Below are 14,567 nucleotides of genomic sequence, written 5' to 3' on the forward strand. Positions count from 1 at the left end.
CCGGCCATCGTTAGCGTCAGTGTCATGCCGACCCTACGCATTGAACACCCGATCGTGGACTTCGCACTGTGGCGTCAAGCGTTCGACACCTTCGCAGAGGCCCGTAGTCAATCGAGAGTGTTGCGCCACCGCATCATGCGCCCCGTCGACGACGACCATTACGTCACGATCGACCTGGACTTCCTGACCACGGACGCCGCTCGAACCTTCCTGCAATTTCTGCAAACCACCGTGTGGTCCAACCCGCAGAACGCGCCGGCGCTCGCCGGTACCCCGAACACCAGGATCTTCCAACCGGTCGACGAAGACCGTTGAGCCAACGCGCTTCGGCCCCGTCGTGCCCTGTGGGCCTGCCGGCCCCGTGGGACCCTCCACGCCCGCCGGACCAGCTGGACCAGCTGGACCAGGCGGGCACCGCGCCGGAGGAGGTCAAGGTCCTGGGATGCGGCGGCCCACGAACTCAGGGCTGGAGCATGAGGGATGCGCAGTGTTCGGCGATCATCATCGCGGGGGCGTTGGTGTTGCCTCCGGTGATGGACGGCATGATCGAGGCGTCGGCGACGCGCAGGCCCTCGATGCCGCGCACCCGAAGTTCCGGATCGACCACCGCCCGCTCGTCGGCGCCCATCCGGCACGTGCCGACCGGGTGGTACACCGTCGTGGCGCGGTTCGGCAGCTCGGCGGCCAGGGCGGCCCGGTCCGGGTAGGCGGGGCCGGGGGACAGCTCGCCGGTCACGTCGGCAGAGATGATCTTGTTGGCCATCACGTCGCGGACGAGATCCATCCCGTCCAGGAGCAGCCTGCGGTCGTCCGGCTCGGCGAGGTAGGCGGGGTCGATGACCGGCGCGGCCGTGGGGTCGGCGGAGGCGAGCCGGAGGGTGCCCCGGCTCTTGGGGTAGATCAGCGTGGCCAGCAGGGTGAGGGACGGGCGCGGGTCGACCTTGTGCCGGATGGGCGCGTCCTGGTTGGGGCCGGGGTATCCCCATGGAAGCGCGTGGAGCTGGATGTCGGGGACATCGCCGGAGGCCATGGAGCTGCGGACGAAGCCGACGGCCTCGAAGACGCTGCGGCTCACCCAGGTGGTGCCGCTGCGCAGCGTCTCCCGGATCAGCCCTGCGGCGAAGTACGGCGCGGTGCCGCGGTTGCGGGCCGACTTCATGAGATACGTCATCGGCACGAACATGTGGTCGTGCAGGTTGTCCCCGACCGGCAGGTCGGCGACGACCTCGATGCCGTGCTCGCGCAGGTGCGCGGCTGGGCCGACGCCTGAGAGCATGAGGAGCTGCGCCGAGCCGAACGTGCCGGCCGCGAGTATCACCTCCTGGGCGGCCCGGGTCGTCCGGTGCCCCTCCTTGGTGATCACGTCCACCCCGGTGGCGCGGCCGTTCTCGAGCACGACGCGAGTGACCAGGCAGCCTGTCTCGATCTTGAGGTTCGGCAGGCCGTGGCCGTCCAGGTACCCGACCGACGAGCTGTAACGCAGCCCGCGGTGGGCGCTTTGCTGGAAGAGCGAGGCGCCTTCCTGGTACTCGCCGTTGTAGTCGTCGTTCTTCATGACGCCCGCGGTGTCGGCGAGGGCCTCGATGAAGGCCTGCGCGGCCGGGGTGATGTCCTTGGCCCGGGTCACCTGGATCGGGCCGCCGGATCCGCGCAGGTCGGTGCCGCCGTCCACCCAGTTCTCCATCCGCTTGAAGCTCGGCAGGACGTCGGCGTAACTCCAGCCCTCGCAGCCCTCGGCCGCCCAGTCGTCGTAGTTTTGGCGGTGGCCGCGCACGAACACCATCCCGTTGATCGACCCCGAGCCGCCGAGCACCCGCCCACGGGTCTGCGGGATCCTGCGGTTCAGCGCGGCGGCCTGCGGGCTGCTGTAGTAGCCCCAGTCCAGCCGCTTCTTCAGCTCGGGGATGTTGTGGAACACGGCGATCAGCCCGGGTTTGCGCACCAGCCTCGAGCGATCGGATCCGCCTGCTTCCAGCAGGACGACGCGGGCACCGGTGTCGGCGAGCCGCCTGGCCAGCACACATCCGGCACTCCCGGCCCCAACGATGACATAGTCGGCAGACTCATCCATGTGGCCCTCGCAAGCGACGACGAACGGCCACGCACACCGCAGCCAGAGCGAATGTACTCCACCAGCCAAACGCTTGGTCAAGACGTTGAACGCTATTGGAACGGGTGGGCCTTGGTCGATCAGCCCGATCGTGGGACGCGGCACCGCCTCGCCGGTCCTCCGCCCGGCACCCACACGCTTGAATCGCATGGAGGAAGTCTTCGAAGGGCGGGCCGCTGGTCAGGATAGGAACGTGAACGAAAGCGCGTGATCGTATTGTCGGGGAACATCCCCGATGTGAAGATCAGAAAATGCCGCGTTCAAGAGCCGTTCCGTCCGTGCTTGCCGTCGCCGCGTCCGCGCTGCTGATCAGTGGAAATGCCGAGGCGTCGGCGGATCCGCCGTTACCCTCGGCGATCTTTCGCGCCACGCACAACAGCTACTCGGGCAACGTCGACGGCGCCAAGAGCTCGATCGCCTACCAACTCGACCGCGGCATTCGCTTCATCGAACTCGACATACACGACAACGGTTACGCCACCTCGCACGACTACTCCATCGGCCACGACTCCCCCGGCAACCTGGTCGACCACACGGGAAACCCCCCGTCGAACCTCCTGCGCGACTGGCTCAACGTGATCAACACCTGGTCCGCGCAGCATCCCACCGCCGCACCGATCGTCGTCGCGCTCGACGTCAAAGACGACTTGACCGACAACACCTCGTACGCCGCAGGCAACCTGGCCGCGCTCAACCAGGAGCTCACTTCTGTCTTCGGCTCGCGGCTGTTCTGGGCCAAGGACTACCCGACGAGCCCACCGTCGGTGGACACTCTGCGCGGCCGGGTGCTCCCTCTGATCTCTGGCGACGGCAAGACCCGCACCGCGTACAAACGCGACGTCGGTTACCACCCGGCCGTCGCGATCAACGGCCGCGGCCAGGTCGTGGAGGTGAATGACTCGGGCGCGGGCGCGCTCTGGTACTGGACCGGCGCGTACGGTACCGACGGCCGCGTGACCTGGCTACGCCACGGCAAGTACGACACCGGCGTCACGCCGGCCGTCACGCTGAACGACAACGGCGACCTGGTCGAGGTCCACCAGTCCGAGAACGCCACCACGCTGTGGTACCGCGTCGGTCACCTCAATGCCGATGGCGAGATCACCTGGTCGCCCAGCCGCCAGTATGACGACGGCGTCCTGCCGACGGTCAGGTTCACCGACGCGGCAGGCACCCAGCTACGCGAGATACACCGCAGCCAGAGCGGCAGCCAGAACTGGAATTGGCGCGGCGTGCTCAACGCCGGCGCGATGACGGTCTCGTGGAGCGGCAACGCCAAGACCTCCGACGCCCGCTACGACACGGCCACCTCGACCAGCGGCGCGTCGCGCGTGCACGTGTGGAACGGCGCCGACGGCCCGACCCCGTCCCAGACCTTGCGGATGGACACCGACAGGTACACCGGCGACCGCATCCGCTACCAGCAGACCGCCTTCGACGAGTTCCAGCAGGGCGACAGCGCGGAGCTCCAGCAGGGCGCGCTGTTCTACGCGGCGCCCGCCGGCGAGTCCTCGTTCATCACCGCGGCACGGCAGGCGGGACGGCTCGTGCGCGGCTGGGATTTCGACTCAGTGAGCGACGCCACCAACCCGCTGGCCGACTATCCGGCGACCAACCACCCGTACGACACCTGGTACCAGGACCTCCTCACCCAATCCGGCGCTGTCGAGTGATCCGGTAGGCGCGGATCACGGTCGGTTCGACGGTGTTGCCCGAGTCGTCCGCCGACCTGGCTGGCAGCGACACGAAACCACGCTGCGGCGACGTCGGCGGATGACCTTCCACACGATCACGGCAGCGAGTACACCGCCGCCGACGACCTGCCCCCGGCCGCCGAAGCAGCAGCCAGGGCGGGACTTCAGCAGCCCATCGCCGTGTTGAAGAATCTCCACGGTTTCGGGGGCGTCATACGGTGGATGCGCCGACCCGGTACCCCAGCCGTCTGACCGCATACTCCCGACATTTTGCGAATACATGTCTTATTTGTGATGAGGTCATGGTCACACTCAGACGCGAACTTCCCCGCGCTGGCCGGGCTTATGAAGGCGGCACTGACCTCGGGCCCGCTGCCCGCGCCCAGCTCCCCGCCGGACGCGGTCATGCAGAACTCCGCCGCCGCCACTGCCGCGACCATGTGCAACGACGTGGAGTGGCCCGACTCGGTCCCGCTGCACCAGCGCTCGGTCTCACGATGTGAGGAACTCCGTCAGCCCTGGGGATGTATCTCGAAAGGCTACGAATTGCTTTTGCGCGAGATCGACCTTCTCGTGGCATTCAAGTGCGCCTTCTTCCCTTGCACGAAATTTTAGCAGGAGAATAGCCAATATGGCCGGCAGGGGCGGGTACAGTTGTTGTCGTATATCGCCCATTCTGGGCGAATCGACGAATCCGGGAGGCTGACATGAATGGACACCTACCGTATCGCGATTCCGGTCCGGCTGCCCGCATTGGGGGTGTACGCGGCTGGCAGGCGGACATTCTCCGCGGCGAGTCGTAGCTAAGTGAGCTGAGGTACTGCGGTGCGTATAGGCCGCAGTACCTCGACCTATGGCAGGCGGGGCGATACATCGGGGGGCGTTTATGGCGCGATTGTTCTACCCTGCCGCTTGGCGCAGCGATGTGGTGGAGGATCTGTCCGGATTCCTGGTTTCCGATCCCTACCGGTGGTTGGAAGACGGCAATGATGCGTGCGTGCGGGACTGGGCGGCGGCCCAGGATCGTCTCTTCCACGCGTATCGCGCCGGATGGCGTGAGAAGCAATCGTGGGCGTCTTTGATGGATCAGGTGTCATCCTTCGGCGTGTCGGAGCCTCCGATGGCGCGTGGTTCGGTCATGTTCCTTGCCGAGCAGCTCCGTGGGGATGAGCAACGGCGCCTGCTCGTCGTTGACGCCGAGGGCAACAGGCGGGTGCTGGTCGATCCGGTAGAGATCGATCCGTCCGGCCATACCGGGCTGTATTCCTGGTGGCCATCGCGCGAGGGCGAACGTGTGGCTGTCCAGATGGAGGTCGCCGAGCAGCCCGGCAGCGACATCATGGTGCTGGACGTGCGTACCGGCGAGGCGGTGGACGGGCCGTTGCCACGCGCCCGTAACACCTCGCTTGCCTGGCTGCCGGGAGGGGATGCGTTCTACTACGTCAGCCGTGTTCCTGATGAGGAACTGGCCCCCGGCGACATGCGTTTGCAGCGGCGGGTGAGGTTGCATCGGGTCGGTTCGCCCTGGCAGACCGACGCGGTGGTGCTCGGCGGCGACGATGCCCCAGACCACTATTACGGGCTCACGGTCAGCGCCGACGGCCGTTATCTGGCGATCACTGCGACGGTTGGGCCCGCCTCACACAACGACGTGTACGTGGCCGAGCTCATCGATCCGGAAGCCCCGCGTTTCATCAAGATCGTGGACGGACGCACCATACGCGCCCGTGTTCTCCCACGCTTCCTCACGGACGGCAATCTGCTGCTGGTCACCGACTACCAGGCCCCGTGTGGCCGCATCTGTATGGCGCACCGGCACGACACCGACCCGGCCGCATGGCGCGCGCTGGTAGCCGAAGATCCCCAGGCCCCCTTGGACGAGTGCCTGGTCCTGGACGACCCGGCACTTCCGCGGCCCCTCCTGCTGGTGGCACGCACCCGCCACGGCACCTCCACCCTGACACTGCACGACCTGGCCACTGGCCGGCTGCTCACCGGTCTGCCCCTTCCCGGCGCGGGCGTCGTGTCATCCCTGCGCACGAACATCCCACACGGACATCGCGCATGGTTCAGCTACTGTGACGCGACCACACCCCCCACCATCTATCGCTACGACGCCACCAGCGGGAGGACGGAACAAGAAACCGGCGCCACGATAGCTGGACATACTCCAGAGATCCGCAGCCGCAGCGTTGGCTATCACGCCGGCGACGGCACCGAGATCACGCTGTTCCTGTTCACCCCGGCTGAAGAACATCAGGGCCCCCGCCCCACCCTCCTTTACGGCTACGGCAGCTTCGGCATGCCGATGCGCCCATGGTTCTTCCCCATGGCAGCCGCGTGGGTCAGCGCCGGCGGCACCTACGCGGTCGCCTGTGTACGCGGAGGCGGCGAAGAAGGCCAACGCTGGCACGACGCCGGCCGCGGACCACACAAACACCGCGCGGTCAGCGACTTCAACGACGCCGCGACCTGGCTCATCAACACCGGTCGAACCACCCGCGACCAACTGGCGATCTTTGGCCAATCCGCCGGCGGCCTACTGGTCACCGCCGCCGCCACACAGCGACCAGATCTGTACGCCGCGGTCATCGCCGAAGGCCCGCTATGTGACATGGTGCGCTACGAACACTTCGGCCTGGGATGCACATGGACCGACGAATTCGGTACCGCCTCCCAATCCGAACAACTCCAATGGCTACTCACATACTCCCCCTACCACAACATCACGCCCGGAGCCCCCTATCCCGCATTCCTCCTCACCGGCGCGGTAACCGATCTGCAGACCGGAGAGGCCCACGTCACCAAAATGTGCGCGGCCCTCCAACATGCCACCAGCAGTGACCGGCCGATCCTCATGCGTCGAGAACCCGACACCGCCCACGCCGCCTTCCCCGCGAGCAAAGAACGGGCCTTGGCCGCGGACATCCTGGCCTTCGCCGGAAAATACACCGGTCTATCGCCGGAAAAGACAACCATGCGTCTTCACGAGACTGCCGCAGAACCACACTAGGCGACGAACGCGGCCCGCATGAGTGTGGCCATGTGGTCCGCGTATCCGTCGATGGACCAGTCGCAGTCGATCGTCAGGTTGTCGATGAGGTCGCTGGACATCAGCGCCCAGAGCATGTCGGTGGCACTGGCGATGGTCCATGAGCCCGCCAGCAGGCCCTCGCGGTGGAGCGCCTCGATGAGATGGCGGCAGATCCGGCGTTGGTCGCGGGCGACCACGTCCCAGTGCGCGGCGAAGTCGGGGTCGCTACGCCGTTGCCGTTGGATCGCTGTCGCGACCGCGCGGACCCGTGGGCGGATCCGGCCGAGGTGGGCCGCGAACTCGTCCAGCGCGGCGACTGGGTCCGGCGCGGCCAGCACCGGGCGGATGGAATCGTCTAGCCCCTCGGCCTCGTACACGTGGTCGTACAGCGCCACCAGTAGGTCGGCCCTGGTCGCGAAGTGGAGGTAGACCGAACGCCTCGACACCCCGGCCCGCTCGGCGGTGGCGCCCATCGTCAGTGCCGCCGGACCGTGCTCCTCCAGCAGCGCCCGGGCCGCGGCGAGCAGGGCGGCGCGCGTGCGTCGGCTGCGTGCGTTGGTCGGGACGGCGATAGGCCCGGTCACTGGCGACCTCCGTCGTTGTGTCACCCGGTTCGGGCGCCAACTATACGGGATGTATAGTTGAGCTAAAGTATACATAGCGTGTAGTTCCAGCGGCGTCGAAGTCGTCCGTGCACGGCATGAGCCGAGGAGACCGATGAGCGACCTTCAGGCCATCGCTGATCGCCTCGAGATCGAGGCGCTGCGCGGCGAGTTCACCGACGCGGGAATGATGCGCGACTACGACCGCTTCGCGTCGCTGTTACACAGGACGGCGCGTGGCGGATCCCTCACATCAACGTCCAGTTCGACAGCCGGGAGGAGATCCGCGCCGGGATCGAGCGGCTGCAGGGTCTCTGGGACTACTTCGTGCAAACCGTGCACCCGGGCACGATGACTACCTCTTTCCCCCTAGGAGCGACCAAGCGTGACAACCACGACCAAGCTCAGCGAGCTGACCGGCGACTACGTCCTCGACACCGCCCACACGCGGATCGGCTTCGTCGCCCGGCACACGATGGCCACCAAGGTGCGCGGGCAGTTCGACGAGTTCGAGGGCAGCGCGCGCCTGGACGGCGAGGACCCGTCGAAGTCGAGCACCGAGCTCACGATCCAGGCGAAGAGCATCCAGACCCGCAACCAGCGGCGCGACGAGCACCTGCGCAGCAAGTTCCTGGACACGGACAACCACCCGACCATCACCTTCACCTCGATCGGGGTGGAGCAGGTCGACGACACCAGCTTCAAGGTCACCGGTGACCTGACCATCCTCGGCGTGACCAAGCCGGTCACCGTGGACTTCGAGCTGACCGGCGCCGAGAACGATCCATGGGGCGACTTCCGGGTCGGCTTCGAGGGCAGCGTCACGATCGACCGCAAGGACTGGGGCGTGAACTGGAACGCCGCGACCGGGGTCCTGGTCAGCGAGAAGGTGACGCTGGAGTTCGACGTCGCCGCGATCCGGCGGTCCTGACCGATGGCCCGGTGGCGTCGGCCATGGCGGTAGCAGGATCTGGTAGGTGACCAGCAGGTCGTAGACCTCCTGGGTGACGCCGGCGGAGGTTCGGGCGCGCAGCACCCGGCCGGCGAGAATGCTGGATCTCAGTAGCTTCGGGGGACCTTTCTCTGGTCAGGTCGGCCTGTGCGCCGGGGGGCGGAAGACCGGGTACGTTCCCGCGCCGATGCACACGAAGCCGGCCGCCGCGGCGGCGATCTCCGGGGCGTTCCCGCCGAGAGTCCGCTGAGCGTCGGCGAGGGCTGCGGCGGGCGGGAGGCCCGCGGCCAGGCCTTCGTGGAACGCGACCATGACCGGGGTCGTCGTCGCGTCGGGTATCGGCAGCACCGAGGCGATGAGCTGGGAGGTGCCGCGGGCGAGAAACGCCACCGCGAGGCCCATCAGTTCGTCGCCGGTGTGCACCACGGAGCGACCGCTGTCGCAGGCCGCGAGCACCAGCGTGTGCGGCACCTTTGGAAGCCGTTCCACGTCGTAGACCATCAACGGTCCGTTCGCGAGCACGATGCCGGAGAACAGCGGGTTCTCGGCGGAAAGGTGCCCGTGCGCGGCGAGGTGCGCCAGCCCGGCGTTCGAAAGCGAGGCTAAGACCGCCTCGACCGATGCGTCGGCGCCGCTGAGCACGGTGCCGTCATGGATCGCCCCGACCGCTTTCGCCTCGGGACCCGCGGCTTGCAGCCGTGGGCCCGCTACCGCGGTCACCGGGCCGCCGGCGAACGAATCCGTCCCGTCGACCCGTGACCGGCGGGTCCACGCCAGGTGCCACAGCGTCGCGGACGGCGCCACGGTCACGGGCATTCCCGCGCAGGACGGCAGCAGGGACCACGGCAGGCTGTGCAGCGGACCGGTCGGCACCACGACAAGGGGGCGGTCCCCGACTTCGGTCAGCGGCCGGAGCAGCAGGGCGTCGAGGCGCGCGGCTGCGGTGTTCAGGAGCTCGGCGGCCGCCGCCAGCAGCGCGGGTCGGGCGGCCGGGCGGGCGTTTCGCCGCACGGCGAAGGTCAGCCGCTCTATCAAGTCGCCCACCTCGGCCATCGCCCCGAGGCGCCGGAGGCGCACGCGGCCGTCCACCACGGTGAGGACGTACAGGATGCTGCCCCGGCGGATGTACTCCACCAGCGCCCATCGGCCAAGTGCGGCGGCGAGGTCCCGTGGTGTGACCGGAGTCGGCGGTGTACCGCCCGGTGTGCCGCCAAGGTGGCGGCTGCGATCGCGGATTCGCCGTTCCAGTGCCGCCTGCCGGGCGAGCAACGGGGCGGGCGCCGCGGCTCGGTCGGCCAGGTCCCGCGTGATGGACCGCAACAGGGCCAGCAGCGAGGTCAGCTTCCGGTCGTCGGGCGGGCGGACCGGGGCGGCCAGCAGTTGACTGGCCCGAGCCCGCTCCGACCACTCCAGGAGGCCGTCGGGGCGGCCGACCTCGAAGGCCACCTCCAGCCCGAGCGCCACCAGGTCGGCCCGGTGCGCCGCGGCGTGCACCCGAAGGTCGGTGGCGCCCATGGCGGAGCCGTGTTCGTCCAGGACCCGCAGCCCTGTCCGGACGGCGGCGAGCACGCCGCGTGCGTCACCCGCCGTCCGCCGCTGAAGCGCCCGCGCATACCAGCCGCGAGCCCGGACGAGTGCTGGTCCGCGCGTCCGGGACGCCGCCGCGGCCCGGCTCAGGTAGTCCTTGCCCCGGTCCGTCGGCTGGGCGCGGCGCTCGGCGGTCACCTGGGCGGCCACGATCGCGGCGTCCAGCGCCGCCCCTGGCCAGCCCGCCGCGTCCAATGTCTCGACCATGACGTCGATGACCGCCGTCGAGAGGCGGGGCCGCCGGCCGTTGGCCCGCTGAGCGGACAGGACGGACAGGCGGGCGAGTTCGGTCCATTCCCGCCTCCCCTGGACACGGAACCGCCGCAGCGCCGCACGGGCCTGGAGCAGCGCGGCGGGCGGGTTGCCGGACAGGATCTCGGCCTGCGCCAGCAGCAACTGCACCTCGGGAACTTTGAGCGAGCGGCGCTCGCGCCGGTAGGAGTCGACGGCGCGAGCGGCGGCCGCCTTAGCCTCGGCGGTCAGCCCCACCGACAGCAGCAGTTCGGCTCGGTCCTGGTGCAGCGTGCCCAGTTGTGCACCGTACGAGCCGATGATGTGCTCGGCCCGGTCGAGGTGGCGGAGCGCGGCCGGGACGTCGCCGCGCAGCGTCTCCATCAGGCCGAGGTTGTTGGCGATGAGGCCGATGGTCAGCGGGCGACCCAGCTCTCGTGCCAGTGTCTCGGCCTCCAGCAGGTCGCGTTCGGCGGCGGCGAAGGCATGGCGGTCCGAGTGGACCAGGGCCCGGTTGATCAGCATCCGCTGCACGCCGAGAAGGTCGGCGTGGCGGCGAAGCACCTGGAGCGCTACCTCGAACTCGGCCAGCGCCTCGTCGAGGCGGCCGATCACGTGGAGCACGATCGCCCGTTGCGCGCGAGCGCGGGCGGCCGCGACACCGCGCAGGTCCGGCAGCGCGGCGTCGATCTCGCGCAGCGCGGCCTGGGGCCTGCCTCGTTGCAGGACCGCGAATGCGAGCTTGTACCGGGCTTCGGCGGTCAGGTCGGGGCGGCCCGCTCGGACGCCCCAGGCCGCGGCGCGGCTCAGATGGCGGATGGCGTTGTCGAGTTCGCCGACGTGCAGGAGCGCGTGCCCCCACGCACGTTCGGCCGTGGACGCCGCCGGCGCGTGTCGCGCCCGGGCGGCACGGTGCGTGGCCCGCTCGGCGCGCGGGAGCCCCGAAACCGGGTCACGGTCGACCGCGGCCAGCGCCGCGTCGGCCTCAGCCATGATCTCGTCGGGGACCCCGCACAGGACCTCGCCCGGAACAGCGGGGCGGCGTGGTGGAGCGTTCCGGCCGCCCCTTGCGTGCGGCGGCGTTTCGCGCGAAGGATGTATCACGGTCAGGCCCTTGTGGTTCCGTCTGAGCAAGTAGCGTTCCGGACGAGTCACGACCCCTGGAAGGACACTATCCAGATGCCAGTCGACCCAGGCGGCGCAACGCACCAATCAGACCAACTCATCGTCGACCTCCAGCACCTGGAGACCGTCGAGACCATGCTGCGTGACATCGGCATCCGGCACACCGATCTCGCCTCCGACGACCAGGACGATCTCCTGGGGCTGGCCCGCCTGCGCGAACTCAGGGACGTCGGCGGCGGCGCCCTGGAAGTCGAAGAGATTCTCGCCCTGCTGCGTCAGAAGGCGGCCGCCGACCGCGGCGGCTGGGAGCCGACGATCGGCAAGAACCGGGTCGTCGACGCGGTGATCGGGGTCGGGCACAAACCCATGTCCCTGGCGATCGGCGGGGTCGCCGTGAGCGGGCACAAGCCGATGGCCGGCGCGGAACCGGAACCAGTGGATGCCGCCGACATACCGCAGGTGCTCCTGAGCAGCCCTGACGCCGGGCGCGGTGTGCGGGTCGGTGTGGTCGACACTCCGCGCGCGCCCGCGGAGCCCGGCACGTTCGAGCACCCGGTGCCGTACCGGGCCGGGCACGCCGAGTTCGTGAGCAGCCTCATCCGCCGGGAGGCGCTCGCCGCGGAGATCTTCGTCGAGGGCGTCCTCGACGCCACCACCGGCCGGGCGGACTCCTGGGACACGGCGCGGGCGATGCTGCGTTTGGCGGCCACCCGTAAGTTGGACATCCTCAACCTTTCCTTCGGCTGCTACACGCTGTCCGGCGGGCCGCCGCTTGTCATCGCCCGCGCGATCGAGCGGCTCGGCCGGCAGGTGCTGGTCGTGGCCGCGGCGGGCAACCATGGCGCGCTCGACCACCTCACCGCCGGCCGCACGGGGCGCTCGGCCTGCTGGCCGGCCGCCATTCCGCCCGTCGTCGCGGTCGGCGCCGTGGACGACAGTGGGAGCAGCCCTCCGTGGAGCCCGGATCTTCCCTGGGTGACTTGCCTGGCTCCTGGGGTGGACGTCATCGGCTCGTATCTCAGGGGAGAAGTCGACGTCGATGGCAAGGTGCGTTCTTTCGACGGCCACGCCCGGTGGAGCGGCACCTCCTTCTCCGCCGCCTTGGTCACAGGCGCGGTCGCCGGCCGTACCGTCCCAGGCTCGGTGAGCCCGCAGCAGGCGCTGGCTCAGCTCCTGGCCGAGGGTGCTCTGGTGCGGCCGTACACGAAGGGGTGCTGATGCCTCATGCGTGACGATCCCGCGGTGGTCGACCTCGTTCTGCGCGCGCAAGCCGGTGATGCCGCGGCATGGGACGGCATCGTCGAACGCTACGCCCCACTGGTCTGGACGGTGTGCGGCAGATACGGTCTGACGGGCAGCGATGCGGACGACGTCGGTGGCGGCGTCTGGCTGCGACTCGTGGAGCGCCTGGACTCCCTGCGTGAACCGGCCGCACTCCCCGGCTGGCTCGTACGCACCACACAGCGCCAATGCCTGCAACTGCTGCGCGCCAGGAAGCAGCAGGTGCCCGTGAACGACCCCGAGCTGGGTGAGGGCGCGCCGGATGGCGAGGCAGGCGGCGTGGACACCGACATACTGGTGGCGGAGCGGCGGCATGCCCTGCGCATGGCCTTCGCCGAGTTACCGGTCCGTTGCCGGAGCCTGCTGGCCATGTTGTTCGCGGAGCCCCCGGCGTCGTACGCCGAGATCAGCGTCGCGCTCGATCTCCCGGTGGGGGCCGTCGGCCCCACCCGCGGGCGCTGCCTGGATCGTCTCCGCAGAAGCCGGGCCCTGGCCGCTCTCGAGCTGGCGTAGGGAATCGATGTCGAGGGGAGCGGCGGCGTGACGGACGTACCGAGCTGGTGGAGCGACGACGACCGGCTGATCGCGGAGCTGGGGCACGCGGTCCGTGAGGCCCGCGTGCCTGAATCCTTCGTTCGCGCGGGGAAGGGCGCCTTCACCTGGCGTACCGTCGACGCCGAGCTCGCCGAGCTGCGGCTCGACTCCTGGCTCTCGGCGTCGGAAGCGTCGGAACCCACGGGTCTACGCGACGAGCCGCCTGGGCGGCGGCACGGCGCCGGGCCGCGCACGCTGAGCTTCGCGGCCCGGGAACTGTCCATCGAGGTTGAGATCCATGCGGACGCCGTGCGCGGGCAACTGGTGCCCGCGCAGCCCGGAACGCTCCTCGTACGGGATGATGACGGCCCGGTCCGGGACGTCCCGGTCGACGATGTCGGCTGGTTCGTGATCGAGCCGGTCCCGGCCCGCCGCTTCCGGCTGCACGTACGGACCGCCGCCGGCTCCGCCGTGATCACCGATTGGATACACCCCCAGCCATAACCGCCGGCGGGAGCCGTGTCGCGGGCTCGCTCGGATCCGGCGTGAAATTCGTTGTATCACCGATCCGCTTTCTGCATCCGGTGTGTGACAAGACCCACCGCGTCAGGGATGACGCGCACCGGAGGGAGCGGCATCGTGAGCGATCCCGCGCGCGCCATGAGCAAGGACGACGCCTTCGCCGAACTGCTCGACCTGCAGTCGGGCGACGTGATCCGCCTGGAGGGGGAGGGCGGCCCGGCCGGAGTGAGCCTGGACGGCTGGGACGGTGAGCAACTCGCGGCCGGCAACGTCGCCGGAGTCGTCATCCGTTACCTGGAGTCGGGCACCGTCAAGTTCGGGCACCCCAGCGGCCCGACGGCACCCGACCGGCTGGACCCCCGCAACGCGCTCGCCCTGGTGCGGCTGTGCCAGTGGCTGAAAGCCACGTTCAACGTCGTCGAGCTCTACCACCTCGGCATCTCGGGCGGCGGCGTGGACAAGCAGGGGCGTCCGCGCACCGACTGCCACGGTCAGGGCCGCGCCATCGATTTCGTCGGCGTCAAGGCGGTCGCGGAGGACGGCGAGGAGTGGACCCTCACCGTCAGCGATGACTGGGGGACCGTGTCCACAGCCGCCACCCCCGGTGGTGACTGGCCGCCGGGCACCGGCTCCGGCACCTCCTACCGTCTGGACGACGACAACGCCGACCCGTTCGTGCGCGACTTCTGGCGCTCGGTCTACGAGTTCATCGCCTCGGAATGGCAGGACCGTTCCGACGGCCCGGACGGGTTGGACGCACCCACGTCCATCGGCGAGCGCAGCTTCATCATGCACCCCGACCACCCGGCGACCGCCCCCGGCACGGCGCACGGCCGCGAGGCGCACAAGAACCACCTGCACATGCAGATCGGCGTGACGGGGACGGCGACCTGAC

Annotated in this window: 11 protein-coding genes; 8 read left to right on the forward strand and 3 right to left on the reverse strand. The window is 69.3% G+C overall.

The features are described 5' to 3' along the window. Window positions 1-54 precede the first annotated feature (54 nt). Complete coding sequence (locus tag MYF83_RS10265; RefSeq protein ID WP_248960005.1) at window positions 55-315, forward strand: hypothetical protein; 261 nt, start codon at window positions 55-57, stop codon at window positions 313-315. A 145-nt stretch (window positions 316-460) separates the two neighbouring features. Here MYF83_RS10265 and MYF83_RS10275 read toward each other — a convergent pair whose 3' ends face one another. After that, window positions 461-2,071, reverse strand: coding sequence for a GMC family oxidoreductase (locus tag MYF83_RS10275; RefSeq protein ID WP_248960006.1), 1,611 nt, complete (start codon window positions 2,069-2,071; stop codon window positions 461-463). A 290-nt stretch (window positions 2,072-2,361) separates the two neighbouring features. Here MYF83_RS10275 and MYF83_RS10280 point away from each other — a divergent pair, with 290 nt between their 5' ends. Continuing rightward, window positions 2,362-3,783: a PI-PLC domain-containing protein gene (locus MYF83_RS10280; RefSeq protein WP_248960007.1), complete on the forward strand. Its 1,422-nt coding sequence runs from the start codon at window positions 2,362-2,364 to the stop codon at window positions 3,781-3,783. Between the two features lie 907 nt (window positions 3,784-4,690). After that, window positions 4,691-6,817, forward strand: coding sequence for a prolyl oligopeptidase family serine peptidase (locus MYF83_RS10285; protein WP_248960008.1), 2,127 nt, complete (start codon window positions 4,691-4,693; stop codon window positions 6,815-6,817). Here the strand turns inward: MYF83_RS10285 and MYF83_RS10290 are convergent. Beyond that, entirely contained in the window at window positions 6,814-7,422 is a 609-nt protein-coding gene (locus tag MYF83_RS10290) for a TetR/AcrR family transcriptional regulator (RefSeq protein ID WP_248960009.1), read from the reverse strand. The genes MYF83_RS10285 and MYF83_RS10290 overlap by 4 nt on opposite strands. A 403-nt stretch (window positions 7,423-7,825) precedes the next feature. Between MYF83_RS10290 and MYF83_RS10295 the strand changes: the two genes are divergently transcribed. After that, the gene (locus MYF83_RS10295; RefSeq protein ID WP_248960010.1) at window positions 7,826-8,371 is read left to right on the forward strand and encodes a YceI family protein; all 546 of its coding nucleotides are present in this window, start codon (window positions 7,826-7,828) and stop codon (window positions 8,369-8,371) included. Between the two features lie 156 nt (window positions 8,372-8,527). Here MYF83_RS10295 and MYF83_RS10300 read toward each other — a convergent pair whose 3' ends face one another. After that, on the reverse strand, window positions 8,528-11,203 hold the full coding sequence (locus tag MYF83_RS10300; protein ID WP_248960011.1) for a CHAT domain-containing protein: 2,676 nt from the start codon (window positions 11,201-11,203) through the stop codon (window positions 8,528-8,530). 186 nt (window positions 11,204-11,389) lie between these two features. Between MYF83_RS10300 and MYF83_RS10305 the strand changes: the two genes are divergently transcribed. The 4 genes from MYF83_RS10305 to MYF83_RS10320 all read left to right on the forward strand — a co-directional run bounded on the left by MYF83_RS10305 (window position 11,390) and on the right by MYF83_RS10320 (window position 14,566). Then, window positions 11,390-12,553, forward strand: coding sequence for a S8/S53 family peptidase (locus MYF83_RS10305; protein ID WP_248960012.1), 1,164 nt, complete (start codon window positions 11,390-11,392; stop codon window positions 12,551-12,553). 6 nt (window positions 12,554-12,559) lie between these two features. Then, window positions 12,560-13,129: an RNA polymerase sigma factor gene (locus MYF83_RS10310; RefSeq protein ID WP_248960013.1), complete on the forward strand. Its 570-nt coding sequence runs from the start codon at window positions 12,560-12,562 to the stop codon at window positions 13,127-13,129. A gap of 27 nt (window positions 13,130-13,156) precedes the next feature. Continuing rightward, complete coding sequence (locus MYF83_RS10315; RefSeq protein ID WP_248960014.1) at window positions 13,157-13,654, forward strand: hypothetical protein; 498 nt, start codon at window positions 13,157-13,159, stop codon at window positions 13,652-13,654. A 135-nt stretch (window positions 13,655-13,789) separates the two neighbouring features. Continuing rightward, entirely contained in the window at window positions 13,790-14,566 is a 777-nt protein-coding gene (locus tag MYF83_RS10320) for a hypothetical protein (RefSeq protein WP_248960015.1), read from the forward strand. The last annotated feature ends 1 nt before the right edge of the window (window position 14,567 follow it).

The sequence above is a fragment of the Sphaerisporangium perillae genome (assembly GCF_023276435.1).
In the GTDB taxonomy this organism is placed as follows: Bacteria; Actinomycetota; Actinomycetes; order Streptosporangiales; family Streptosporangiaceae; genus Sphaerisporangium; species Sphaerisporangium perillae.